Source organism: Pseudomonas sp. 102515 (assembly GCF_031085165.1).
Classification (GTDB): domain Bacteria; phylum Pseudomonadota; class Gammaproteobacteria; order Pseudomonadales; family Pseudomonadaceae; genus Chryseomonas.
The window spans coordinates 786,246-811,245 of the sequence record NZ_JAVHTY010000001.1 but is presented as its reverse complement, the minus strand read 5'-3'; the positions used below and the strand labels follow the sequence as shown (position 1 = coordinate 811,245).

The 25,000-nt window shown below is 68.1% G+C and carries 21 protein-coding genes; 12 read left to right on the top strand and 9 right to left on the bottom strand.

All coding sequences use genetic code 11. From position 1 onward, the window contains the following. Window positions 1-248 precede the first annotated feature (248 nt). From RCF34_RS03665 to RCF34_RS03655, 3 genes are read left to right on the top strand one after another with little or no spacing between them, the layout of a single operon-like run. Window positions 249-1,331 carry an ABC transporter substrate-binding protein gene (locus RCF34_RS03665; RefSeq protein WP_308706950.1) on the top strand — a complete coding sequence of 361 codons (1,083 nt, stop codon included), beginning with the start codon at window positions 249-251 and terminating at the stop codon, window positions 1,329-1,331. After that, window positions 1,312-2,304: an ABC transporter permease subunit gene (locus tag RCF34_RS03660; RefSeq protein WP_308706949.1), complete on the top strand. Its 993-nt coding sequence runs from the start codon at window positions 1,312-1,314 to the stop codon at window positions 2,302-2,304. Before RCF34_RS03665 ends, RCF34_RS03660 begins: the two co-directional genes overlap by 20 nt. Beyond that, window positions 2,298-3,089, top strand: a complete 792-nt coding sequence (locus RCF34_RS03655) for an ABC transporter ATP-binding protein (RefSeq protein ID WP_308706948.1) — start codon at window positions 2,298-2,300, stop codon at window positions 3,087-3,089. Before RCF34_RS03660 ends, RCF34_RS03655 begins: the two co-directional genes overlap by 7 nt. 33 nt (window positions 3,090-3,122) lie before the next feature. Here the strand turns inward: RCF34_RS03655 and RCF34_RS03650 are convergent, their stop codons facing one another. Together RCF34_RS03650 and RCF34_RS03645 are read right to left on the bottom strand one after the other, a co-directional pair. Then, complete coding sequence (locus RCF34_RS03650; protein WP_308706947.1) at window positions 3,123-4,160, bottom strand: AraC family transcriptional regulator; 1,038 nt, start codon at window positions 4,158-4,160, stop codon at window positions 3,123-3,125. Continuing rightward, window positions 4,157-5,179, bottom strand: a complete 1,023-nt coding sequence (locus RCF34_RS03645; RefSeq protein WP_308706946.1) for a carbon-nitrogen hydrolase family protein — start codon at window positions 5,177-5,179, stop codon at window positions 4,157-4,159. Before RCF34_RS03645 ends, RCF34_RS03650 begins: the two co-directional genes overlap by 4 nt. Window positions 5,180-5,375: 196 nt before the next feature. On the opposite strand from RCF34_RS03645, the gene RCF34_RS03640 reads away from it, so the two are divergent. The 3 genes from RCF34_RS03640 (at window position 5,376) to RCF34_RS03630 (ending at window position 9,964) form a co-directional block, all read left to right on the top strand. Continuing rightward, window positions 5,376-7,430, top strand: coding sequence for an NADPH-dependent 2,4-dienoyl-CoA reductase (locus tag RCF34_RS03640; RefSeq protein WP_308706945.1), 2,055 nt, complete (start codon window positions 5,376-5,378; stop codon window positions 7,428-7,430). A gap of 285 nt (window positions 7,431-7,715) precedes the next feature. Next, on the top strand, window positions 7,716-9,029 hold the full coding sequence (locus RCF34_RS03635) for a chromosome partitioning protein ParA (RefSeq protein ID WP_308706944.1): 1,314 nt from the start codon (window positions 7,716-7,718) through the stop codon (window positions 9,027-9,029). Window positions 9,030-9,040: 11 nt separating this feature from the next. Beyond that, window positions 9,041-9,964: a pyridoxal-phosphate dependent enzyme gene (locus RCF34_RS03630; protein ID WP_308706943.1), complete on the top strand. Its 924-nt coding sequence runs from the start codon at window positions 9,041-9,043 to the stop codon at window positions 9,962-9,964. On the opposite strand, the gene RCF34_RS03625 is transcribed toward RCF34_RS03630, so the two are convergent. Next, a complete protein-coding gene (locus RCF34_RS03625) occupies window positions 9,937-10,917 on the bottom strand; it encodes a DUF1853 family protein (protein WP_308706942.1) in 981 nt (326 codons plus the stop codon). The genes RCF34_RS03630 and RCF34_RS03625 overlap by 28 nt on opposite strands. A gap of 40 nt (window positions 10,918-10,957) precedes the next feature. Here RCF34_RS03625 and RCF34_RS03620 point away from each other — a divergent pair, with 40 nt between their 5' ends. The 3 genes from RCF34_RS03620 to RCF34_RS03610 are packed head-to-tail and all read left to right on the top strand — an operon-like array spanning window position 10,958 to window position 13,667. After that, on the top strand, window positions 10,958-11,842 hold the full coding sequence (locus tag RCF34_RS03620) for an NAD(+) kinase (RefSeq protein WP_007158929.1): 885 nt from the start codon (window positions 10,958-10,960) through the stop codon (window positions 11,840-11,842). Continuing rightward, window positions 11,842-12,801, top strand: coding sequence for a metallophosphoesterase (locus RCF34_RS03615; RefSeq protein ID WP_308706941.1), 960 nt, complete (start codon window positions 11,842-11,844; stop codon window positions 12,799-12,801). The genes RCF34_RS03620 and RCF34_RS03615 overlap by 1 nt, the downstream gene beginning before the upstream one ends. Continuing rightward, the gene (locus RCF34_RS03610) at window positions 12,798-13,667 is read left to right on the top strand and encodes a rhomboid family intramembrane serine protease (protein ID WP_308706940.1); all 870 of its coding nucleotides are present in this window, start codon (window positions 12,798-12,800) and stop codon (window positions 13,665-13,667) included. Before RCF34_RS03615 ends, RCF34_RS03610 begins: the two co-directional genes overlap by 4 nt. Here the strand turns inward: RCF34_RS03610 and RCF34_RS03605 are convergent, their stop codons facing one another. Both RCF34_RS03605 and RCF34_RS03600 read right to left on the bottom strand, forming a co-directional pair. Next, window positions 13,668-13,991 carry a hypothetical protein gene (locus RCF34_RS03605; protein WP_308706939.1) on the bottom strand — a complete coding sequence of 108 codons (324 nt, stop codon included), beginning with the start codon at window positions 13,989-13,991 and terminating at the stop codon, window positions 13,668-13,670. It lies immediately after the preceding gene. A 79-nt stretch (window positions 13,992-14,070) separates the two neighbouring features. Further along, a complete protein-coding gene (locus tag RCF34_RS03600) occupies window positions 14,071-15,837 on the bottom strand; it encodes a thiamine pyrophosphate-requiring protein (protein WP_308706938.1) in 1,767 nt (588 codons plus the stop codon). Window positions 15,838-15,948: 111 nt separating this feature from the next. Between RCF34_RS03600 and prmB the strand changes: the two genes are divergently transcribed. Further along, window positions 15,949-16,863, top strand: a complete 915-nt coding sequence (gene prmB, locus RCF34_RS03595) for a 50S ribosomal protein L3 N(5)-glutamine methyltransferase (RefSeq protein ID WP_308706937.1) — start codon at window positions 15,949-15,951, stop codon at window positions 16,861-16,863. Between the two features lie 50 nt (window positions 16,864-16,913). Continuing rightward, a complete protein-coding gene (locus RCF34_RS03590; RefSeq protein ID WP_308706936.1) occupies window positions 16,914-18,233 on the top strand; it encodes a DEAD/DEAH box helicase in 1,320 nt (439 codons plus the stop codon). Window positions 18,234-18,288: 55 nt separating this feature from the next. Here RCF34_RS03590 and RCF34_RS03585 read toward each other — a convergent pair whose 3' ends face one another. From RCF34_RS03585 to RCF34_RS03570, 4 genes are all read right to left on the bottom strand, one after another. Next, a complete protein-coding gene (locus RCF34_RS03585) occupies window positions 18,289-20,121 on the bottom strand; it encodes a GGDEF and EAL domain-containing protein (RefSeq protein WP_308706935.1) in 1,833 nt (610 codons plus the stop codon). A 114-nt stretch (window positions 20,122-20,235) separates the two neighbouring features. Then, window positions 20,236-21,198 (bottom strand): L-histidine N(alpha)-methyltransferase, encoded by a 963-nt coding sequence (gene egtD / locus RCF34_RS03580; protein WP_308706934.1) that lies wholly within the window; start codon window positions 21,196-21,198, stop codon window positions 20,236-20,238. A gap of 3 nt (window positions 21,199-21,201) precedes the next feature. Then, a complete protein-coding gene (gene egtB, locus RCF34_RS03575; protein ID WP_308706933.1) occupies window positions 21,202-22,485 on the bottom strand; it encodes an ergothioneine biosynthesis protein EgtB in 1,284 nt (427 codons plus the stop codon). A 99-nt stretch (window positions 22,486-22,584) separates the two neighbouring features. Further along, entirely contained in the window at window positions 22,585-23,814 is a 1,230-nt protein-coding gene (locus tag RCF34_RS03570) for a carbohydrate porin (protein ID WP_308706932.1), read from the bottom strand. A gap of 206 nt (window positions 23,815-24,020) precedes the next feature. Between RCF34_RS03570 and RCF34_RS03565 the strand changes: the two genes are divergently transcribed. Beyond that, the gene (locus RCF34_RS03565) at window positions 24,021-24,965 is read left to right on the top strand and encodes an NAD(P)-dependent oxidoreductase (protein WP_308706931.1); all 945 of its coding nucleotides are present in this window, start codon (window positions 24,021-24,023) and stop codon (window positions 24,963-24,965) included. The last annotated feature ends 35 nt before the right edge of the window (window positions 24,966-25,000 follow it).

Sequence of the window (25,000 nt, the reverse complement as noted above, 5' to 3'; positions counted from 1 at the left end):
GGTTTCCCGACCCGGCTCGGCGTCCGGCGGCAGGGTGAGCGAGCGGGCGCTTCGCGCCCGATCCGGAGTCGGGTCGACCGCTCTGGTACGGCCTTGATCTGATGCACGCCGCGCGTGGATTCACCCTTTCGGGAATGACCGAAGGCGGCTCGCCGCGACCGTCGCAGGTCGGTTCATCCGTCCTTTACATCTCGATTGGCACGCCACCCGACGCTGTGGAGCCTGCCCGGAAACATTCAGGAGGCTTCATGACCATTCACACCTTCAATCGACGCCGCCTGCTCGGCATGGCGGGTGCCGCCACCGCCGCTGCCCTGGTCGGCCGGCTGGGCTATGCCGCCGAGGCGGTCGCGGTCCACGCGGGGCATGCCGTCCAGGGGCTGCCGGTCGCCAGTCCGGTGGATTTCCTGCAGGACACCGCCCGCTGGGCCTTGCCGGAGCCACGCAAGGTGCGGCTGGCGGTCAATCTCAACGCCGTCTGCCTGGCGCCGGTGACCGTCGCCGATACCCAGGGCATCTTCGAGCAGCACAACCTGGACGTGGAGTTCGTCAACTTCGGCAACTCCACCGAGGTCCTGCTGGAATCCATGGCCACCGGCAAGGCCGACGCGGCGGTGGGCATGGCGTTGCGCTGGCTCAAGGCGCTGGAACAGGGCTTCGACGTCCAGCTCACCGGTGGCACCCACGGCGGTTGCCTGCGACTGCTGGCGCGGGAGGGCGGACCCGGTGACCTGCCGGCGCTCAAGGGCGCCACCATCGGGGTGACCGACATGGCCGCGGCGGACAAGAATTTCTTCGCTCTGATGCTCAAGCGCCACGGCGTCGATCCCAGCCGCGACATCACCTGGCGGGTCTATCCGGTAGACCTGCTGGGCCCCGCGCTGGACAAGGGCGAGATCCAGGCGGCCAGCGGCTCGGACCCCATGATGTACCGGGTCAAGCAGCGGCCTGGCATCGTCGAGCTGTCCAACAACCTGACGGAAGACTACGCCAACCTCAGTTGCTGCGTGATCGGGGTCAGCGGCACCCTGGCGCGCCAGGACAAGCCGGTGGCAGCGGCCATCTCCCATGCCATCCTGCAGGCCCACGCCTGGGCTGCGCAGCATCCGGAAGCCGTGGCCGAGCACTTCCTGCCACTCACGGTGAACAGCTCCCGGGAAGAGTTGCTGGCCATCCTGCGGGAGCACACCCATGCCCACTATTCGGTGGGCGAGGCCTTCGTCAAGGAAATCGCCGTCTACGCCCGCGACCTCAAGCAGATCGAGGTGCTGCGGTCGCGGACCGACCCCTTGGAATTCGCGGAGAGCATCCATGCCGACGTCTTCGCTTGAATCCAGTCAACTGGTGAGGACCACTGCGTTGTCCTGGCGTGGCGGCTTGCTCGCCGCCGTGGCCTGGCTGGCCTTGGCGCTGTTCCTGCCGTTCTATCCCGAGCACGGTCGGCCCTGGCCCTTCACCCGGGAGTTGGCCGTGGTGGCCACCGCGGTCGCCGCGCTGTTGGCCCTGCTGGCGCTGCTGTCCGGACGGAGCGAGCGGCTTTTGGTCAGGGTGCGCAAGGCTGGTCCCTGGCTGATTGCGCTACCCCTGCTACTGGGGCTCTGGACCCTGGCGACCGCGAAACTGCGATTGCTGCCGGTCCCCTTCTTCGCGCCGCCTCAGGCGCTGGTCGAGGTATTCGTCGACGATTGGCCGCGGCTGGGCCTGAGTCTGGTGCATTCCTTCTGGCTGTTGCTCAACGGCGTCATCGCCGGCGCCCTGTGCGGCTTTCTGGCCGGTCTCGCCATCGGCTGGTCCCAGCGCATCGGCTACTGGGTGCATCCGGTGCTGCGCCTACTCGGTCCCATCCCGTCCACTGCGTTGCTGCCGATCTGCTTCTTCTTCTTTCCCACCAGCTGGAGCGCGAGCGTCTTTCTTATCGCCCTGGCCACCTGGTTCCCGGTCACGATACTGACCTGGTCCGGCGTCGCAAGCGTCGATCGCGCCTATTACGAGGTGGCACGGACCCTGGGCGCGAGCAATGCCTTCCTGATCCGGAGAGTCGCCATTCCGGCGGCCTTGCCGCAGGTGTTCGTCGGGCTGTTCATGGGGCTGGGGGCCTCCTTCTCGGTGCTGGTGGTGGCCGAGATGATGGGCGTCAAGGCCGGTCTCGGCTGGTATCTGCAATGGGCCCAGGGCTGGGCGGCCTACGCCAACATGTATGCGGCCCTGCTGGTGATGGCGTTGCTCTGTTCGGGGTTGATCACCCTGCTGTTCGCTATCCGCGACCGGGTGCTGTCCTGGCAGAAGGGGACGATGAAATGGTGAGTGCAGCGACTTCGATAGTCCCGGAAACCAAGGGGATGACCCTGGCGGTGCGCGGTCTGAGCCACGCCTTCGAGTTGGCGGATGGCCCTCTGCCCGTGCTGGACCGCGTAGATCTGCAATTGGCGGCCAGCGAGAGTCTGGGGTTGCTCGGCCCCTCGGGCTGTGGAAAGTCGACCCTGCTGCGGCTGGTGGCGGGCCTCGAGCTCGTGCAGAGTGGCAGTCTGCTGGCTGATGGCGCCACCATTCCCGGGCCGCATCACGCCCGGGTCCTGATGTTCCAGGATCCCACCCTCTATCCCTGGCGCAGCGTTTGGGACAACGTCGCCCTCGGTCTGCAGGCGCGCGGCCTGCTCGCCACCCAGCGCGAACGGGTGGACGAGGCCCTGCGCCGGGTCGGTCTGTTGGCGTTTCGCAACGCCTATCCGCGCCAGCTGTCCGGGGGCATGGCGCAGCGTGCGGCCCTGGCGCGGGCATTGGTGAACGAGCCACGGCTGCTGCTGCTCGACGAACCTCTGGGCAAGCTGGACTCCTTGACCCGCATCGCCATGCAGAGCGAGCTGATTCGTCTCTGGCAGCACCAGCGCTATAGCGCCTTGCTGGTCACCCATGATGTCGAAGAAGCCTTGCTGCTGTGCGACCGGGTTCTGGTGTTTTCCGCACGACCGGCCCGGGTGCTGGCCGAGATCGTCGTCGACCGGCCCTATCCCCGCCGGCGCGATGATCCGCGGCTGCTGGAATTGCGCCACCATGCCCTGGAGCTCCTTGGGCAGGGCAGCGATTGGTAGTGCCGGGGCCGCACGTGGCGGGGCCCGCGGAGGTCAGGTCAGGCGCGCGGTGCGCCGCCGCCAATCGCCCGGCGTCTGCTCGGTCCAGCGCTTGAAGGCGCGCTGGAAGGCGGCGGGAGAGGCGAAGCCGAGCAGGTAGGCGATCTCGCCGAAACTGGCCTCGGTGTCGCGGATATAGGCCAGCGCCAGGTCGCGGCGGGTCAGGTTGAGCAGGGTACGGTACTGGGTGCCTTCCTCGGCCAGCTTGCGCCTGAGCGTCCAGGAGGGCAGGCGCAGCCGGGTGGCGATCTGTTCCAGCGTCGGCTCGCCATGCCGCAACAGCGGCCCCATGACCTCGACCACCCGCTCGGTAAGTCCACGGGTGCGGGTCAGCCGACCATGCTCGGCTTCGCTCAGCGCCAGCAGCTGGCGCCAGGTGGCCGGGCAGTGCTCGGGCCCGGGCAGGGCCAGGGTCGCGGCATCGAGCAGCAGGGCATTCTCGGCGGCGCCGAATTCCACCGGGCAGCCGAAGGCGGCCTCGTAGGGCGCCAGGTCCGCCGGCGCGGGATATTCGATGAGGACGCGCCGCGGTCGTAGCGCTCGCCCGGCCACCGTGCCCAGCAGTGCCAACCAGGCGCTGAGCACCACGTCCACCACGAAGCGGTTGTAGCCGTTGTAGGGGCTGATGCTATAGAAGTGCAGCCAGGCGTCGCGGCCCTGGGCGGCATAGCGCGACTGGCCCCGATAGTTGCGGCCATAGAGCGGCTCCAGGCTGAGCAGCGTCTCGGCGGCGTGGCGCACGTCCGGCGCCTGGCCCACGGTGATGCCGGCGAGGCCGAGAAAGGCCGGTCGCATCGCCCGGCCCATGGCCAGGCCCAGCGCCGGATCGTCCGTCAGCTCCAGGGCGGCATGGCCCAGGCGCATGTAGTGGGGAATCGACAACCGTCCGCCGGGCTCGGCCAGCCGCGCCGCGGTCAGGCCGAAGCGCGCCAGCAGACTGGCGGCATCGGCGCCCCGCTGGTCGACGGCCGCTGCCAGCGCCAGCACGAAGCCGGTGGAAAGGTCGCCCAGGCGCAGCGCCGGCGCGCTCATAGCCGCAGATTGATCAGCTTGCTGCCGGCCTGGGCGGAATCGGTGGCCGCTGCCGCATCCGGGATGAAGGCCTGGCTGCCGCCGCCGGCCTGCCATTCCCAGAGACGGCCGCGCAGCTGCACTTCCAGGGCGGCACGGATGCCGGCGGCGCGCAGGCGCTGGACGTCGAAGGGTGCCGATGCCGGGGTGGTGCCCGAGGCGAGGGCGGGGATCGCCAGCAGGTCCACCTGGGGAGCATCCAGCACGCCGGCGCGACCGGTGTCGCTACCCTGGATGACGCCGAGACGGCCCAGTGGCGTCTCCAGCCGCAGCAGGGGCGGGCTGAGATCGTCGCCGCTGTCCCTGGCCGTCAGCGGTCGCACCAGCGGTTGGCCGAGCACCTTGCCGTCGGGGCCGAAGACCAGGGTGACATTGCGCAAAGGTCCCGTGCCCACCTGCAATTCGCCTTCGACCAGGGTCGGACCGGGCAGGACGATGGAGCCGGCCACCAGGGTGACGCCGTACTGGCGGGCGAGGCCGCCGAAGAGTTGCTGGTAGGCGCTGGCCATGTCCCAGGCCTTCATGCGCAACAGGCTGTCGGCCAGGCGCCGGTCACCCTCGGCCTGGAACCAGGCGCGGGCCACACGCAATGGGTTGCCCAGCAGCAGCCACTGGATGGCTTCTTCGCTGCGCGCGGCGGCATAGACCTCGGGCTTCTCGCCCATCAGCGCCAGGGGCGTGCCCAGGTGCTCGGGCAGCACCACGATGGTCTGGGCGCCGATCAGGCCCAGGTGCCGTGCATTGGCCAGATAGGCATCGAGCTTGAGGCGCAATCGCTCGGGATCGCCATAGTCCAGGACGACCAGTTCGGGCTCGATCCCCAGCAGGTTGCCGGTGGTCGCCGCGGCTGGCGTGGTGGTCAGGTCCACCGCCAGGCTGCTGCGCAGATCCGACAGGTAATGGAAGGCTGGCCGCTGGGCCACCCAGCCCGCCAGCACGGCGAACAGGGCGATCAGCACCAGGAACACGAGCTTGCGCATCGGCACTCCAGAGCGGTCCCGGCCTCCTGGGCCGGGCGAGATAAAGGTGCCCAGGGTAGGAGACCCGACCGCCACTGCCAAGGGGTGGCTGTACATCTGGGTAAAGAGGTTGTCATTTCTGGTGATTGAGGCCAGCCCGCGCTGCTCCTATCGTGGCGCCAGGCTTTCCCAGAAAGGCCAACCACCGGAGACCGCCATGATCGAGCTCGCCCCCCGTAATACCACCCCTTTGAATAGCTATCCGCATCTGCTCGAACCCCTGCCCGTGGGGTCGATCACCTTGCGCAATCGCGTGGTGATGGGGTCCATGCACACGGGGCTGGAAGAGCGGCCCGGCGGCTTCGCGCGGATGGCCGCCTTCTTCGCCGAGCGAGCGCGGGGCGGGGTGGGGCTGATCGTCACCGGGGGCATAGCGCCGAACGAGGAGGGGGCGGTGGCCAAGGGCGCGGCCAAGCTGACCACTCCCGAGGAGGCCGAGCACCATCGGCCGGTAACGGACGCGGTCCACGCCGCCGGCGGCCGTATCTGCCTGCAGATCCTGCACGCCGGTCGCTATGCCTATAACCCCCAACTGGTGGCGCCCTCGGCGCTGCAGGCACCGATCAATCCCTTCACCCCACGCGAACTGAAGGAGGCCGAAGTGGAGGGGCAGATCGCCGCCTTCATCCGCTGTGCCACCCTGGCGCAGCAGGCCGGTTACGACGGCGTCGAGGTGATGGGTTCCGAAGGCTACTTCATCAACCAGTTCATCGCCGCGCGGACCAATCACCGCACGGATCGCTGGGGCGGCGATTTCGCCAGTCGCTGCCGCATGCCGCTGGCTATCGTCGCGGGCATCCGCGCGGCAACCGGCCCGGACTTCCTGATCATCTTCCGCCTCTCGCTGCTGGATCTGGTGGAACACGGCAGCACCCCCGAGGAGTGCCTGCAACTGGCACTCTGGCTGGAAGACGCCGGCGTCAGCTTGATCAACACCGGCATCGGCTGGCACGAGGCGCGCATTCCCACCATCGCGACCCTGGTGCCGCGCGGCGCCTTCGCCGCGGTCACCGCGCAGCTCAAGGGCCGGGTGCGGGTGCCGCTGATCGCCACCAACCGCATCAATACCCCCGAGGTGGCCGAGGCCATCCTCGCCGCCGGCCAGGCCGACCTGGTGTCCATGGCCCGGCCGTTGCTGGCCGACCCGGACTTCGTCGCCAAGGCCGCCGCCGGCCGCGCCGACGAGATCAATACCTGCATCGCCTGCAACCAGGCCTGCCTGGACCACACCTTCGCTGGCAAGCTGACCAGCTGCCTGGTCAATCCGCGCGCCTGCCACGAGACCGAGTTGCAGATCCTGCCCGCCACCCAGCCTCGTACCTTCGCCGTGGTCGGCGCCGGACCGGCTGGACTGGCCGCCGCCTGCACCCTGGCGGAGCGGGGGCATCGGGTAGTGCTGTTCGAGGCCAGCGAGCGCATCGGGGGCCAGTTCAATGTCGCCAAGCGCATTCCCGGCAAGGAAGAATTCGGCGAGACTCTGAGGTATTTCCAGCGGCGCCTGGAGCGACTGGCGGTGGACGTCCGCCTGAATCGCCGGGTCAGCGCCGCCGAGTTGCAGGCCGAAGGCTTCGCCGGAGTGATCCTGGCCACCGGGGTGACGCCGCGGGTGCCACCCATTCCGGGGGTCGACCATCCCAAGGTGCTGGGCTACCTGGACGTCCTGCTGGAGCGCAAGCCGGTAGGGCGGCGGGTGGCCCTGATCGGCGCCGGGGGCATCGGCTTCGATGTGGCGGATTTCCTCACCCACGGCCATCAGGAATCGGAGCCCATCACCGCCTTCTACCGGGAGTGGGGCATAGACCCCAGTTTCAGCAGCCGCGGCGGGCTGGCACCGGCCGCGCCGCCGGCGGTGCCGCGCGAGGTCTGGCTGCTGCAGCGCAAGCCGGGCAAACCGGGCAAGGGCCTGGGCAAGACCACCGGCTGGATCCACCGCGCGCGCCTGCAGCAGCGTGGCGTCAAGGCGATCGGTGGGGTGGAATACCTGGGTGTCGACGACGCCGGCCTGCACCTGCGCCTGCCCGATGGGGCCGAGCAGGTATTGGACGTCGACAACGTCGTGCTCTGCGCGGGCCAGGAGTCCCTGCGTGAGCTGGAAGACGAGTTGCTCGGTGCTGGCGTGGCGGTGCATCGGGTCGGCGGCGCGGATGTCGCCGCCGAACTCGATGCCAAGCGTGCCATCGATCAGGCCACTCGACTTGCCGCCGAGCTGTAACTCTTCGTTGCAATCACGGATGATTTCCGTGATCCACTCCGCATAACATCGGTTCCAGACCGACCCTCGTCCCAATGTCTGGCCTCTCTTCCATTCCGCCGAGCAGGATTGGCTAAGCTGCCGTCCTGATGCGTCGGGTGGGGGCCCGGCGCTTCGGGAGTCGGGCGGAGACGCGGGTCAAGCGCGTCGCCGCCGGAGGTCGGCGGGCGGACGCAGGTCCGATCGCCAATCGGCGAGACGCCGGCCTCGGTATTCATGTGGGATCGACAGAGCACGCGGCGAGAGATGGCAGAGACGTTGAACGAAGAGGCGGTACTGACCCCGGTGGTGCTGGGGTTCGGCGACCAGGGTGTGAATCGCGCCTTGCTGTTTCCCGATTTCCAGGCGCTCTGGCAGGGCGACCAGACGCTGCTCGACTGCGCCGGACGGCGCCATCGCTTCGTCTATCTGCTGCTGGACGATCACCGCCGGGTCAAGGCCGCGGTGTTTTTCCTGCTGGCCTTCGATGCCCAGGGCAGTCCGCTGCCGGAATGGGATCTGCCGCTGGGGGAGCTGGCCGAGCGCGGCGATGTCGGTCCCGACCTGGGCGCCGGGCCGATCCGCCTGGCCAGTCGCAGTCATTGTCCGATTTCCTGGCACCAGGGCGATCTCTGGGATCCGCGCAGCGAGGCCGAGCACGATGACTGGCAAGCGATCCGCGATTGCCTGGGCCTGGTCGCGCCGCGCGATGGCGAGGTGGAGCTGGCCGGGGAATACCATCCCAGCGCCGCCGATGGCATCGACGTCGAGGCCCGTCTCGAACGGGTCCGCCGCATCCTCGCCCAGGAACACCAGGAGGCGCTGGACAAGCTGATCGCCGGGCAGCGCACCCGGCTGTTGACCCTGACCCGCCAGCACCAGGAAGACCTGGCGCGTCTGCAGCGCGACGCCGAGGAAGTGCGCGCCGCCAAGGCCGAGCTGGAGGTGCGCTACGCCGCCCTGGCCCGGCACCTGGAGCAGCAGCACGAGCAGGCCCGGCAGCAGCGCGAAGAACTCAACGAGCAGATGCGCACCCTGGAGCGCAACGCCCTCTACAAGATCGAGGCGCTGCGCATCCAGTCCGAAGCCGAGAGCGAGGCCCGGGTGGCCGCCGCCGTGGGCGAGCTGAAGAACCAGCTGACCATCCGCGAGGTGGAACTCAAGTACCGCGACGAGCTGGACGGCCAGTTGCAGGAAGACATCCGCCAGCTGCGCGAGCGCTGCGCCCAGCTGATCGGCGACAGCAACGAAGGCCAGCTGGAGCGCCTGGCGCGTCAGGGCATCCTGTTCGTCACCTTCCAGCCCGGCGCCGGTCATCTGATCCTCAGTCGCCAGGACGTCCCGCGTTTCAGCACGGACCCCCTGGGTTATGTCGCCGAGCACTGCAAGGTCAGCCGCGAGCAGTACCAGCGCTGGCTGGAGCACCACCAGCAGCCGGTGTGCCAGGCCGAGGTGGATGGCGAGCGCTGCGGGCGGCCGGTGGTACGGGTCGAACATCCCGCCCAGTTCGATCCGCTGCGTTCGACCCTGTGCGCCGAGCACCGCGGCGATGACAGCGATGGTGACGTCGCCAATCTCTGACTCGCTGGCCGATGACATTTCCCCCACCCGCCGCGCTCCAGGAGGTGCAGCTCGCCGCCCTGGCACCGCGCGACCTGCGCCTGGCGGTGCTGCGTCTGGATCAGCGCCCGGCCGGGCACAATGGCAACAAGGGCTACAAGCTGCGGCCCTGGCGCGAACGCCTGGCCCGGGGCGAGGGCCGCGGGCTCATCAGCCTCGGCGGTGCCCACTCCAATCATCTGCATGCGCTGGCCGCTCTGGGCCGGGAGAAGGGCTTCGCCACCGTCGGCCTCTTGCGTGGCGAGCCCTGCCTGACGCCTACCGTCCGGGATCTGCAGGCCAATGGCATGAGCCTGCACTGGCTCGGCTATGGCGGCTATCGCCGCCGGCATGCGGTCGACTTCTGGCAGCCCTGGCAGGCTCGCTATCCCGAGTTGCTACCCATTCCCGAAGGCGGCTGCGACGAGCAGGCCGCCGCGGCCTGCGCGGCCATCGTCACGGAGGTGCGGCAGGGACTCGCCGGCCTGGGCTGGCCCGATTGCCAGCAACTCTGGCTGGCCGCCGGTACCGGCACCACCCTGGCCGGGGTGATCCGCGCCGCCGATCCCGCCTGGCAGGTGGTGGGTGGCCTGGCGGTGCCACCCGGGCATGGCGTGGAAGCCACTCTCGACCGGTTGCTCGCGCAGCGCACCACCACAAATTGGCGCCTGCTGGATGCCAGCCGCGGCGGCTTCGGCCGCCTCGATGCCGAGCTGGCCCGGGCCATGGCGGACTTCGAGGCGCAGACCGGGATTGCTCTGGATCCGCTCTATACCGGCAAGCTCTGGCTGGCCCTGCGCCAGGCAATCGAGAGCGGCGCGCTGGCACCGGGCAGTCGTCTGGTGCTGGTTCACAGCGGTGGTCTCCAGGGCCGCCGCGCACTGGAGACTCAGCTGGCGGCGTTGGCCACCGGCTGAACCGGCCAACCCGCAGGCACCAGGAACAGCCGGGCGTCCTCGTCGCCGCGTGCATCGCGCCGCACCAGCAATTGCGGCCGGATCGGCTCGCCGTCCGGCAGGGGCAGGCAGGGTGTATCGGCCACCGCGGGTGCCAGCCAGTGGCCCTTCGGCAGCACCTCCCAAGGACCCTCCGGCAGTTGCCCGCGCTCGCACCACAGCTGGGGTTGTCGGGGTGGCAGGGCGCCAGCCGGCGAGGGCAGGGGGCGGTCGAGGGGCTGGAACAGATAGCCGCCCAGCCACAGCGCCGCCCGTGGCGGGGCGATGTCCAGCGCCGCCAGGCTGGCCTGGGCCAGGGGCGTGGCCGACAGCGGCAGCTGGCGCTGACGCAGATGGGCGAGTTTGCGTGCCAGCTGGTCTTCGCCGCCGGGACCCAGCCAGCGGGGCGCGTCCGGCGGGCCTTCGCCCAGGTAGAACTTCACCGCCAATTCCAGGTGATGGACCCCCTCGGCGTCTTCCACCAGCAGGTCCAGTTCACCCAGGGTACGGTCACCGTCGCGCAGGGGCAGGTTGGCCGCGCGCAGCCGCAGCCCCGGGGCGCGCTCCAGGGCGAATTGCCAGAGTCTTTCGTACTGACGCCCCAGGCGGCGGTCGCTGCCCTGGGCGAGCCAGGCCGCCAGTGCCGCGGGCGCCGCGTCCTGTTGTCGCAGCCAATCGGCCAATCGTTCGGGATGGCTCGCCCAGTCGCTGGCGGCCAACGGATGACGGGTGTCGGCGGCTTCCAGCAAGGGCGCGGCGACCAGGGTCCAGGCGAGATCGCGCACCTGGGGCTGGCTCAGGCGGCGGGGCAGGGCGTGCAGCTCGGCGAAGGGCGTCATGGTGCCAGCATAGGCCAAGCCGGGCCGCTGCGGATCACCGTCGGCGACCCGTGGTCGGATGAGGGCGGTTTGCCGCTGCCACGGGCTTTCGCCCATACTTTCCGCACTTTCCAGCCAACGGGGCCGCCGGCGCGTCATGGACTCCTTTCGTAACATCGGCATCATCGGTCGACTCGGCAGCACCCAGGTGCTGGACACCATCCGCCGGCTCAAGACCTTTCTGCTGCAACGCGGGCGCAACGTCATCCTGGAAAACACCATTGCCGAGGTCCTGCCCGGACACGGCCTGCAGACGGTGTCGCGCAAGCTCATGGGCGAGATCTGCGACTTGGTGATCGTGGTCGGCGGCGACGGCAGCCTGCTCGGCGCCGCCCGTGCCCTGGTGCGCCCACGGGTGCCGGTGCTGGGCATCAACCGCGGCAAGCTGGGCTTTCTCACCGACATCCGGCCCGACGAACTGGAGACCAAGGTCGCCGAGGTGCTCGACGGTCAGTACCTGATGGAGACGCGCTTCCTGCTGGACGCCTTCGTCGAGCGCGGCGGCGAGATGATCGGCCAGGGCGATGCCCTCAACGACGTGGTGCTGCACCCGGGCAAGTCCACCCGGATGATCGAATTCGAGCTGTACATCGACGGCCAGTTCGTCTGCAGCCAGCGCGCCGATGGCCTGATCGTCGCCACCCCCACAGGTTCCACCGCCTACTCGCTGTCGGCGGGCGGCCCCATCATGCATCCCAAGCTGGATGCCATCGTGGTGGTGCCCATGTATCCCCACACCCTGTCCAGCCGACCCATCGTGGTGTCCGGCGACAGCACCCTGTCGATCCTGGTCTCGCCGAACATGACGATCTATCCGCAGGTCTCATGTGACGGCCAGAATCATTTCACCTGCGCACCCGGCGATACCGTGACCATTCAGAAGAAGCCCCACAAGCTCAGGCTGATCCATCCGCTGGATCACAATTACTACGAGATCTGCCGGACCAAGCTCGGCTGGGGCAGTCGGCTGGGAGACGACTGATGCCCCTGGGCTACGACCTGATCGGCGACATCCACGGCTGCGCCCATACCCTGGACCTGCTGCTGGAGCGCCTCGACTATCGACAGGTGGACGGCGTCTGGCAGCACCCCGAGCGCCAGGCGATCTTTCTCGGTGACCTGGTCGACCGCGGGCCGCGCATCCGCGGCTCGCTGCGCCGGGTGCGGGCCATGGTCGAAGGCGGCCATGCCCACTGCATCCTCGGCAATCACGAACTCAATGCCCTGGCCTGGCACACCCCGGCGCTACCCGGCACCGGCCAGACCTGGGTGCGCGAGCACACGCCGCGCCATCGTCAGCTCATCCAGGAGACCCTGGCGGCCTTCGCCGACCATCCCGGCGAGTGGCAGGACCACCTGGGCTGGCTCTACACCCTTCCGCTGTGCAAGGACTTCGGCCATTTCCGCATCGTCCATGCCTGCTGGGATCAACGCCTGATCGACGAATTCCTCCACCATTATCCGGATGGCTGCATCGACGAGGACTTCGTCCGCCAGTCCATCGTCGGCGGTAGCCTGGCCAGCCGGGTGGCGTCGCGCCTGCTCAATGGCGTCTCGCTGCCCTTGCCCCACGGCCTGCGCCTCACCGGCAGCGATGGCTATGTGCGGGCGCGCTTTCGCACCAAGTTCTGGGAGAGCGATCCCCAGACCTATGGCGACGTGGTCTTCCAGCCCGATGCGCTGCCGGCGGAAATCGCCTGTGAACCTCTGAGCGACGAGGAAAAGGCCGGGCTGCTCTGCTACGGCCAGGATGAGCCGCTGCTGTTCGTCGGTCACTACTGGCGCGACGGCCATCCCGAACCCCTGCGACCCAACCTGGCCTGCCTGGACTACAGCGCGGTCAAGTACGGCAAGCTGGTGGCCTACCGCCTCGACGACGAACGCCAGATCGACCCGGCCAAGTTCGTCTGGATCGACGTGCAGCGCGAGGAAGGCCGATGAACCAGCCGCAACCCGTGCTGCGCGTGCCCCTGGGCCGTGACCTGCTCGGCTTCACCCGCCTGCTGCGGCGCCTGCAGATCCGCCACCGGGTGGTGGAAGAGGGCGACAGCCAGGTGCTCTGGGTGCTGGATCCGGCGCGGGTCGAGGAGACCCGCACGCTCTATGAGCGCTATCCCGACGGCGATCCGCGTGGGGAGGTCCAGGCCACCCGAGGCCCCCGCGGCTTCGGCCTGCTGGCGCAACTCAAGGCCAGTCCGGTCAGCGCCGTCTTTCTCGTCATCACCCTGCTGCTGGGCCTGGCCACCGAACTGGGCGACAACCTGGCGCTGATCCACTACCTGACGCTGCAGGAATTCCGCCTGATCGATGCCGAGCACATCGCCTTTCTCGATCTCGACGCCAGCCTCGCCCGCGGCGAATGGTGGCGACTGGTCACCCCGATCTTCCTGCACTTCGGCCTGCTGCACCTGGCGATGAACGCCCTCTGGTACTGGGAGCTGGGTCGCCGCATCGAATTCCGCCAGGGCGGCCTGATGCTGCTGCTCTTGACGCTGGTGTTCGCCGCCGGCTCCAATCTGGTGCAGTACGCCTGGACCGGGCCGGCGCTGTTCGGCGGCCTGTCCGGAGTGCTCTATGGCCTGCTCGGCCATTGCTGGCTGTTCCAGTGGCTGGCGCCCAATCCGGCCTATCGCATGCCGCGTGGCGTGGTGGCCATGATGCTGATCTGGCTGGTGATCTGCCTGACCGGCGTGTTCGATCTGCTCGGCTTCGGCTCCATCGCCAATGGCGCCCATGTCGGCGGCCTGGTGCTGGGATGCCTCACCGGGCTGCTGGGCGGTGGCCTGGCACGCTGGCGGCAGCGCTAGCTAGCGCTGCCGCTTGAGCTCGGGAGCGAGGCTCAAGGCATTGCGATAGCGCCAGCGCCGCTGGCTGCGGCGGCGCAACCAGAGCCCCATGAGCAAGAGCAGCGCACCACCGCCCAGGAAGCCCTGGGCAGTCTCGCGGGTCAGGGTCAGATAGGGGCCCAGCGGCGGCAGCTGCAGCAGGGCGGCACCGCCAGTCAGCAGCGCCGCCAGGCCGGTCAGCACCGAGAAGGTGCCCAGGCCGGCGGCGAGGGAGGTCAGAAAGGGCCGCCGCAGGCGCAGCGGCGGCGGATCGAAACGGTCGTGCTCGGGCAACTGCATGCTCATACCCCAGGCTCTGTAAGGCCGCCGAGGTTATACGCCTCGGCGATCCTTGGCGATCCTTGGCGAGCCTGAGACGCGCGGGCTAGCGCAGCAGCTGGCGGGCTCCCTGCTTGAGCATGTCCCAGCGATTCGGATCGCCACTGGCGATAGCGCCGAGGAAGGCCCTGGCCTGCTCGAAGCTGATGTGCGGCGGCAGCGGCGGCACGCTGGGGTCGGTGACGAATTCCAGCACCACCGGGCGATCCGCTTCGAAGGCCTGCTGCCAGGCATCGGCCACCTCGTCCGGGCGATGGATGCGCAGGCCCTTGAAGCCCAGCAATTCGCCATAGCGGGCATAGGGAAAGTCGAGCACATCCTGGGCCGGGGCGAACTTGGGATCGCCGGCCAGGGCGCGCTGCTCCCAGGTCACCTGGTTGAGATCGCCGTTGTTGAGCACCATGACGATGAACGTCGGATTGCTGAATCTCTTCCAGTACTGCTGCAGGGTGACCAGTTCGGCATTGCCGTTCATCTGCATGGCGCCATCGCCGACCAGGGCGATCACCGGACGATCCGGATGGGCGAACTTGGCCGCGATGGCATAGGGAATGCCGCAGCCCATGGTCGCCAGCTTGCCTGACAGTGACCCTAGCATCTGCCCGCGCATGCGGATGTCGCGGGCATACCAGTTGGTGTGGGAACCGCTGTCGCCGCAGAGGATGGCGTCGCGCGGCAACTGGCTGGAGAGTTCATGGAACACCCGCTGCGGATTGATCGGATCGGCGGGTGCCAGGGCGCGCTGCTCGATGGAGTGCCAGGAAGCGGCCACGCTCTTCTCGATGCGTGCGCGCCATTTAGCGTGGGGCTTGCTCTCCAGCAGCGGCAGCAGGCGTCTCAGGGTCTCGCCGGCATCGCCCAGCAACGGCTGCTCGATGGGATACCTCATGCTGATGTTGCGCGCATGCAGGTCGACCTGCACCGCCCGCGCCTGGCCTTCCTTGGGCAGGAATTCGGTGTAGGGAAAGGTCGAGCCGACGATCAGCAGGGTGTCGCATTCCTTCATCAGCAGATCGCTGGCCTCGGTGCCGAGCAGGCCGATGGAGCCAGTGACATACGGCAGTTCATCGGAGAGCACGCCCTTGCCCAGCAGCGCCTTGGCCACTCCGGCGCTGAGCTTTTCCGCCACCGCCATGACCTCGCTACGCGCCTGCAGGGCACCGGCGCCCACCAGCAGGGCGACCTTCTTGCCGGCATTGAGGATGTCGGCGGCGGCCTGCAGGTCGTCTTCCTGGGCATAGGGGCGCGGCGGAATGGCGCCGGCACCGGAGAGGACATTGGCATGCTGGTGCGGCGGACTCTCCACCGCGGGCAGCTGCTGGATGTCGTTGGGAAGGATCACGGTGGCCACCTGGCGCTCGGCGATGGCCACGCGGAAGGCGCGGTCGATGACATGGCGCAGCTGCGCCGGATGCACCACCGTCTCCACATAGGCGGAAACGTCCTTGAACAGGGTGTGCAGGTCGACCTCCTGCTGGTAATCGCTGCCGAGCGACGAGGCGGCCTGCTGGCCGACCAGGGCGACCACCGGCATATGGTCCATCTTGGCGTCGTACAGGCCGTTGAGCAGGTGGATGGCCCCAGGCCCGGAGGTGGCCAGGCAGACGCCCACCTCGCCGGTGAACTTGGCATGGGCGCAGGCCATGAAGGCGGCCATCTCCTCATGACGCACCCGCACGTAGTCGAACTGGTCGGCCACCCGCCCCAGGGCGCCCATGACGCCGTTGATGCCATCGCCGGGATAACCGAAGATGCGCTCGACGTGCCATTGGCCGAGGCGCTCCCAGAGATGGTCGGCTACGGTCTTGCTCATGACGTTCTCCTCGTTGGACCTTTAGGGTTAGGAAGAAGGGATCTGCCGTTAAGTTCCTGCAGTCGGACCGGGCGCGGGTTAGAATGCGCGGCTGATTATCCGGAGCCTTTCATGAGCGAATCCCGCCTGCGCACCTTGCGCGACCACATCCGCTGGGCCGTCAGCCGCTTCCATGCCGAAGAGCTGTTCTTCGGCCATGGCCACGACAACGCCTGGGACGAGGCCCGCGCCCTGGTGCTGGGCGCCGTGCACCTGCCCTGGGACACCGCCGATCGCTACCTGGACTGCGCCCTGGAAGACGACGAGCGCTACGAACTCGGGGTGCTGCTGCACAAGCGCATCCAGGAGCGTGTGCCGACCGCCTATCTGCTCGGCGAAGCCTGGTTCTGCGGCCTGCCGTTCACCGTCGACGAGCGGGTGCTGGTGCCACGTTCACCCATCGGCGAGCTGATCGAAACGCAGTTCGCCCCCTGGCTGCCGGCCGCACCGACGCGCATCCTCGATCTTTGCACCGGCTCGGGCTGCATCGGCATCGCCTGCGCCTATGCCTTCCCCGAGGCCGAGGTGGCCCTGGGCGATCTGTCCTACGACGCCCTCGAAGTGGCCTGGCAGAACATCGAGCGCCACGATCTGGAGGATCGCGTCTATACCGTCCAGGGCGACGGCTTCGCCGGACTGCCGGGGCAGCGTTTCGATCTGATCGTCAGCAATCCGCCCTATGTGGATGCCGAGGATTTCGCCGACATGCCGGCCGAATACCAGCACGAACCGGCCTTGGGCCTGGCCTGTGGCGTAGACGGCCTGGATCTGGTGCGGCGGATGCTGGCCGAGGCCGCAGATCACCTCACCGAACAGGGCGTCCTGATTGTGGAGGTGGGCAACAGCCAGGTCCACGTCGAGGCGCTCTATCCGGAAGTCGATTTCACCTGGCTCGAATTCGAGCGCGGCGGCCATGGCGTCTTCCTGCTGGCCGCCGCCCAGTGCCGCGAGCACCAGGCGCTGTTCCGCAGCCGTCTGGTCCCCTGATCACCTGCGGTCGCCCGCGGCGGCCGCCCTTTCTTTACCGAGGTCTACCCGTGTTTACCGAACTCGCTCTGCACGAGCGCCTGCTCAAGGCCCTCGATACCCTGGGCTTCAAGACGCCCACCCCGGTCCAGGCCGCTGCCGTGGGCCCGGCCCTGGAAGGTCACGACCTGCGCGTCACCGCCCGCACCGGCAGTGGCAAGACCGCCGCCTTCCTGCTGCCGCTGCTGGATCGCCTGCTCAAGGATCCCAAGCCCCGCTCCGGTGCCCGCGCCCTGATCCTGCTGCCGACCCGCGAGCTGGCCCAGCAGACCGCCAAGGAAATCGAACGCTTCGGCCAGTTCACCTTCCTCAAGGCCGGCCTGGTGATCGGCGGCGAGGACTTCCGTGTCCAGGCCGCCGGCCTGCGCAAGAACCCGGAAATCCTGGTGGCCACCCCCGGGCGCCTGCTGGAGCAGCGCAACGCCGGCAACGTCAATCTGAAAGACATCGAGATGCTGGTGCTCGACGAAGCCGACCGCATGCTGGACATGGGCTTCTCCGAGGACGTGCTGCAGATCGCCGCGAGCTGCGAGCGGGAAGGTCGCCAGACCCTGCTGTTCTCCGCGACCAGCGGTGGCAACAGCCTGCGTCAGGTGGTCGAGCAGGTCCTGCGCGAGCCGCAGAATCTCATGCTGGACCGCACCGGCGAACTCAACGAAGCCGTGGTGCAGCAGGTGATCCTGGCCGACGAGCCGCCGCACAAGGAGCGCCTGCTGCAGTGGCTGCTGGCTAACGAGACCTATCGCAAGGCCATCGTCTTCACCAACACCAAGGTGCAGGCCGACCGCCTGACCGGCCGCCTGGTGGCCGAAGGCCTCAAGGTCTTCGTGCTGCACGGCGACAAGGACACCAAGGATCGCAAGCTCGCCGTGGAGCGGCTGCAGAGCGGCGCGGTCAAGGTGCTGATCGCCACCGACGTGGCCGCCCGCGGGCTGGACGTCGACGGCCTGGACCTGGTGATCAACTACGACCTGCCGCGCAGTGGCGACGAATACGTCCACCGCATCGGCCGCACCGGCCGCGCCGGCGAGGCCGGTCTGGCGATTTCCTTCGTCACCCATGGCGACTGGAACCTGATGTCCAGCATCGAGCGCTATCTCAAGCTGAGATTCGAGCGCCGTCACCTGCCGGGTCTCAAGGCCAGCTACAGCGGTCCGAAGAAGCTCAAGGCCTCGGGCAAGGCCGCCGGCGTCAAGAAGAAAAAGACCGAGGGCAAGAAGGACGGCAAGGCCAAGACCAAGGCAAAACCCAAGACCGAACGCCGCCCCGGTGCCCTGGTGCCGACCTCGGCCGACGGCTTCGCGCCGCCGCGCAAGCGCACCCAGGAGTGATCCCGCGCCGGGCCTGAGGCGCCAACCCGCGGCGAGACCGCGGGGCAGGGCAGGCTCAGTGCTTGGCGGCGTTGTCGAACAGCTGGAAGACCGGGGCGCGGCGAGTCGAGCGTTGCAGATCCGGTTGCTGGATCAGCAGCCAGGCCTGCAGCTCCGGTTCGGGCATGGGTTTGCCGATCCAGAAGCCCTGGCCTTCGTCGCAGCCCATGGCCAGCAGGCTGGCCAGGGCCTCGGCGGTCTCGATGCCCTCGGCGGTGATGCGAAAGCCGAGTTGATGGGACAGTTCGATCAGCGAGCTGACGATCAGCCGATCCTTGGTACGATGGGTCAGGTCGCGGACGAAGCTGCGGTCGATCTTGATGGTGTCGGCCGGCAATTCGCGCAGGTGCGAGAGGTTGTTGTAGCCGGTACCGAAGTCGTCGATGGCGATGCCGATGCCCAGCTCGCGCAGGGCGGCCAGCTGGCGATGGATCAGGGCCACGTCACCCAGCAGGGCATTCTCCGTGACCTCCAGCTCCAGGCGCCGGGGATTGACCGGATGGCGCTGCAGCAGGTCAATGGTGTGCTCGGTGAAGTCCGGATCGTTCAGGTCATGGGCGGAGATGTTGATCGCCACGCCCAGACTCCGGCCTTCCCGTTGCCAGGCATAGGCCTGGCCGATGGCCTGCTGCATCACCCAGCGACTCAGGGCGGTGATCAGCGCGGTCTTTTCCGCCAGCGGAATGAACTCCGCCGGACTGACCGGGCCCAGGTGCGGATGCTGCCAGCGCAACAGCGCCTCGACGCTGTGGCAGCGACCGGTGGCCAGGTCGATGCGCGGCTGGTAGACCAGGCTCAGCTGATCCTCGGCGCGCAGCGCCTGGGGCAGGGCGCTGAGCAGGGCGAAGGCGCGACGGTAGGCGGCGTCGTGCTGCGGATCGAAATGCCGGCAGCCGCGCATCTCGGCGCGGGCATCGTCGGCGGTGGCGATCAGCGCACGCAGCCAGTCGGCGGGATGATCGTCGGTCAGGGACATCACCCCCAGGCCCAGGCGGGTCTGGATGGGAATGCCGTTGTAGTCGAGCACCCCGGTCAGTTCCTCCTGCAGCCGTTCGAGCAGCGCCTGTTGCGCGGCCTCGGCGGCGTCGTGCAGCAAAAAGCCGAAGCGGGCCGGCCCCAGGCGGTACAGCGGTTGTTCGGCCGGCAGCAGGCGACGCAGGTGCTGCTTGATGGCGCGCTGCAGGCCATCGAAGTGCGCCTGACCCATGGCCTTGATGAAATCGTTGAGATAGCTCTGGGCGAACAGATCGGCCGCCACCGCCACCACGGGAGTGCCCGCGCGGGTCAGGGCTTCGGCGTCTTCGATGAAGCGCTGGCCATTGGGCAACTGGGTGACCGGATCCCAGAAGGCTTCGGTGCGCAGCAGTTCGATGTGCTGGCTGGCGAGGGCGGCCAGCTGCTGCAGCGCCACCAAGCGATCCTGCGGCAGGGCGGCCCGCGGAGTGGAATCGAACAGGCACAGGCTGCCGAGCATCAGGCCTTCAGACGTGCGCAGTGGCGCGCCCAGGTAATAACGGATATTCGGCGCTTCCCTGACCACCCTGAGGTCGGCGAAGCGGGCGTCGTTGCGGGCGTCTTCCACCTGCAGCGGCAGGCTGGTTTCCTGCAGGTGCTGGCAGAACGACTGGGTGCGCGGCACGGTCAGGGGCGCACAGCCCACGGTGGCTCGACAATGAACCTGCTGGCCGTCGAGAAAGCAGATCATGGCGTAGGGGACATCGAACAACCGCGCGCAGAGATCGGTGAGATCCTGGAAGGCGCGGTCGGAAGGACGGTCGATCAAGGCGAGATCGCGCAGCAGTGCAAGACGCTGGCGTTCATTGGCCGCAGTGAGTGGAGCAGGCTCCATGGCAACGTCTCGGTGCGCTGTAGTAGCAGATTGCTACTTAGAGCGTGATCGGGTCGAGAGTTCCCTCACCATCCGCCTCACACTCTGCCGGTCGTCTTTTATCCGTCGAACGGCTCAAGCCGCGAAATAGAAAACCGCGAACAACGCCTGAGGGTCGGTCCACACCCGCACCTGTTTGAAGCCAGCATCTTCGGCCAGCGCACGAAAGCTCTCCAGGCTGTACTTGTAGGAATTCTCGGTCTGCAGCCGTTCGCCTTCGCGGAAGGAGAACCGGCGGCCTTCGAGACGTACGGTCTGGTCGCGGGTGCTGACCAGGTGCATCTCGATACGCGCCTGCTCCTCGTTGAAGAAGGCCAGGTGTCGGAAGCGCTGCGGATCCAGATCGGTGTCCAACTCACGACGGATGCGTTCGAGCAGGTTGAGATTGAAGGCGGCGGTCACCCCGGCGGCGTCGTTGTAGGCCGCATCCAGCCGCGCCCGATCCTTGATCAGATCCACCCCGATCAGCAGGCCCCCGGTCGCCGGCAGCATCCGGTGCAGATTGCGCAGGAAAACCCCCGCTTCTGCGGGGGTGAAATTGCCAATGCTCGAACCGGGAAAGAAGGCGATGGGCCGCAGGCCGTCGAGACTGTCGGGCAGGGTCATGGGCCGGCTGAAGTCGGCGCAGGCGGCGCTGACGTCCAGCCAGGGATAGTCGGCCGCCAGGCGCTGGGTGCTGCTGAGCAGGAATTCGCGGGAAATGTCGATGCCCAGGTAGCCGGCCGGGTGCATGGCTTCCAGCAGCAGGCGCACCTTGCGACTGGCCCCGCTGCCCAGTTCGACCAGGGCGGCGTCGCGCCCGGCCAGGCGGGCGATCTCACCGGCCGCGGTGGCCAGGATGCCCTCTTCGGTACGGGTCGGGTAGTACTCGGGCTGCCGGGTGATGGCCTCGAACAGCTCGGAGCCGCGCTGATCGTAGAAATACTTGGGCGACAGCGCCTTGGGGGTCCGGGCGAAGCCCTGAAGCACGTCGTCCCGCAGCGAGCTGTCGGCGACGGTCACCGGTTGCTGATCGAAGAAGCGCACGGCTAGGGCCATGGGTCAGACCTCTCTGGCCAGGCGCAGGCCGGAGAACTGCCAGCGCATGGTGGGATAGAAGAAGTTGCGATAGGTGGCGCGCACATTGTCCCGGGGCGTGGCGCAGCAGCCACCGCGCAGGACCATCTGCCCAGACATGAACTTGCCGTTGTATTCGCCCAGACTGCCCGGCAGTGGCTTGAAACCGGGATAGGGGCGGAAGGCGCTGCCGGTCCACTCCCAGACATCGCCGAACAGCTGGCGCATGCCCTGGCCCGTGTTGGCGACCGGCTGCAGGTGATCCTGGTCGACGAAATTGCCCTGGATCGGCTGGCGCGCCGCCACGGTTTCCCATTCCGCCTCGGTGGGCAGTCGGGCCCCGGCCCAGCTGGCGTAGGCATCGGCTTCGTAGAAGCTCAGGTGGCAGACCGGCGCGGTCGGATCCACCGGAGTCAGGCCTCCAAGGGTGAAGTGGTGCCAGACGCCATCGAGCTTCTCCCAATACAGCGGTGCCTGCCAGCCGAGGGTGCGGATGGCCGCGGCGCCGTCGGACAGCCAGAGATCGCTGCGGCCATAGCCGTTGTCCTCGATGAAGGCCAGGTATTCGCCATTGGTGACCAGGCGATCGGCCAGCTGGAAGTCGTCGACGAATTGCCGATGGACCGGCGTCTCGCAATCGAAGGCGAAGCCTTCGCCGCCATGGCCGACATGCCGGACGCCGCCCGGATGCGCTTCCCAACCCAGGGGCGCGACCCCGGCCGCGGGGCCCTTGGCCAAGTCGGCGCGATAGACCGGATGCAGCGGGTTCTGCGCCAGGATGTGCTTGATGTCCATGAGCAGCAATTCCTGGTGTTGCTGCTCGTGGTGCAGGCCCAGCTCCAGGCGCCGGGCGATCTCGGCGGCATGTTCGGCGGGCGGAGAACTCAGCAGCTCGGCCATGGCGGCGTCCACCGCCGCGCGAAAGCGATAGACGTCGTCCACGCCCGGCCGCGACAGGTGCCCGCGGGCCGCCCGGGGAAAGGGCTTGCCGTGGGTCTCGTAATAGGAATTGAACAGGTAGTCGTAGGCTGGATTGGGCGTCTGGTAACCCTTGAGGAAGGGCTTGAGGATGAAGGCCTCGAAGAACCAGGTGACGTGGGCCAGGTGCCATTTCGGCGGACTGACGTCGGCCATGCTCTGGATGACGTAGTCCTCGACGGTGAGTGGGGCGCAGAGCGCCTCGCTGGCCCGGCGCACGCGCTGGAAGCGGTCGAGCAGGGTGGTGGCGGTGTCACTCGCTGCGGGCAGCTCGCGGGCGAGAGGATTCATGGCGTTCTCCCTGGTCGGCCATTTGGTTGTCAGGAACACCGACCGGGCGGCCTACGTTTAGTTCGCCCGGTCATGACGGGCGGTCTCGCTTGCCTGTGTCTACCACCAGGTTTCCAGCTGCACGCCGAAGTTGTTGCCGTGGCGGGCGTCGCCGAAGGCGCCGCTGTCGGACAGCGCCGTACCGGCCACCGCGGCGTCCTGGGCGCCGCGGTTCCAGCTGGCGTAGGTCCAGTAGAGGCGGATCTCCGGGCGGTCCATCAGCCCCATGCCGCCCAGCGCCAGGGTCGGGGCCACGGTGACCTTGTTCAACTTGCGGGTGGCGCCGCTGTCGGGGTGGATCTGATCGTGGCCGAATTCCACCTGCAGCTTGAACCGCCGGGTGAAGGCATAGCTGGGTCGCACGCCGAAGGAATACCAGGTCTGGCCGCCATCCCCGGGCGCGCGGTCGCGCTGGTAGAGCGCCAGCAACTGGCCGCCGAAGCGCGGGGTGAGCTGCCAGCGCGGCGATTCGAGCACGCGCAGGCTTTCGTAATCCTGGTCGGCGGTCAGGCTGCCGGTAGCGCCCAGGCCGGTGCCCGGGCCGCGGCCGTACTGCACGGTGAAGACGTTGACCCCGCCAAAGAACTGCGCCTGCTTGTGCTCGGCGGTGGCCGACCAACCACTGTGAGCGTTCCGTACCTGGCCGGCGCGCTGGATATAGGACAGCCCCAGTTCGATCTCGCCACCGGGATTGGTCTTGATCCCGCCCAGGTTCACGTCGTGCCGGTTGGCCTTGTCCGGCTGGTCGATGTTGTCTTCGCGACTGAAGGCGTAGCTCAGCCGCATACCGCTGTCGCCCAGCCCGTAGTCCTCCAGGCCGAAGCCGGTGCCGCTCGGATTCCAGTAGTAGAAGTCGTTGATATGGATGTCGTGACGCTTGTAGTAACGCCGGCCGGCCCAGATGCCGCCACCATTGAGCGCCGGCAGGCTGAGGCTGGTCCAGATCTGCGGCAGGCGCACGTTGCCGTTGTCGCCACTGAAGGTCGGGGTCTGGTCGTAGACGTTGTAGAGACTGGCCATGCCGTGCACCTTGAGTTCGGTGCCATCGACGCCCCTGTACAGGGTCTGGTGGAGTTCGAGTTCCCAGTAGGTCTCGCATTCGTTACCCAGGCGGTACTTGGCGGGTGCCCCGGGCAGCTGGAAGCAGCTCTGCTTGCCACCTTCCGCGGCGCCACCGGCGCCTACCCGGCCGTAGCCGCTGAATTCCAGCGCCGTGGCGGTCAACGGCAGGCTGCCGGCGAGCAAGGCAAGACAGCAGGTGGTGCCGGCCTGGCGGAGAACTCTGGTCATCCCGAAAATCCCTGTGTGGTTGGCGGACGCCGATCGGACCTGGGGTCGGGTCGACAAGTTGCGCGAATTTCCCAGCCGATCAAGGACTTGGCCTGGTCCGGGGGCACTGATGAAGACCGCCGAAACCGGCAGCCTAAAGAGAATGGTTGACGACCACGGCTCCTGCTGGCGACGCTTGGGTTTTGCCCCAGGGAAAGTATTACAAGATGAAACCGACGCTGCTGATGGCCCCGCAATTGCCCCCGGGACTGGTGACCCGGCTCGAAGCCCACTACCGGGTCCTGGGGCCCTTTCCTTCGGCCGATCCCGCGGCGCTGCCCGCCGGGGCCGAGGAAGCCGTGGCTCTGCTGACCATCGGTGGCCTGCCGACCCGCGCCGCGCTGCTGGATGCCCTGCCGGCCCTGCGCCTGGTGGCCTGCTACGGCACTGGCTACGAGGGGGTCGACCTGGCGGCCTGTCGCGCGCGCGGCATCGCCGTGACCACCGCCGGTGACGCCAATGCCACCGCCGTGGCGGAATTCACCTTTGGCCTGATCCTGGCCAGCGCGCGCCGCCTGCTGCAAGGCGATGCCTTCGTCCGCAGCGGCCGCTGGCAGGGCAACGCCATCGAGCGCATGCCCCAGGTGCCGGGCCTGGCCGGGCGGCGCCTGGGCATCTATGGCCTGGGCGAGATCGGGCGGCGCATCGCCCGGCGCGGCGCGGCCTTCGACATGGAGATCGGCTATTTCAATCGCTCGCCGCGAGGGGGGCTGGACTATGCCTATCACGGCAGCCTGCTGGAACTGGCACGCTGGAGCGACGTGCTGGTGGTGGCGGTCCGCGCCAGCGCCGAGACCGTGGGGGCAGTGGATGCCGAGATCCTGGCCGCGCTCGGCGCGGAAGGCCATCTGGTCAATATCTCCCGCGGCAGCGTGGTCGACGAAGTCGCCCTGGCCGCAGCCCTGGAGCAGGGGGTGATCGCCGGCGCGGCGCTGGATGTCTTCGCCCGCGAACCCGAGGTGCCCGAGCGCCTGCGCCAGCAGCCCAACCTGGTGCTCAGCCCTCATGTGGCGGCCAATGCGGCCTCGGCCCAACAGGCCCAGCAACAGGTGATGCTGGCCAACCTCGAAGCCATGCTGCAGGGCGGCGAATTGCGCAATCGCATCGCCTGAGCCGCCGGTCGGCTCGGGTTGTGGCCTGTTATGGC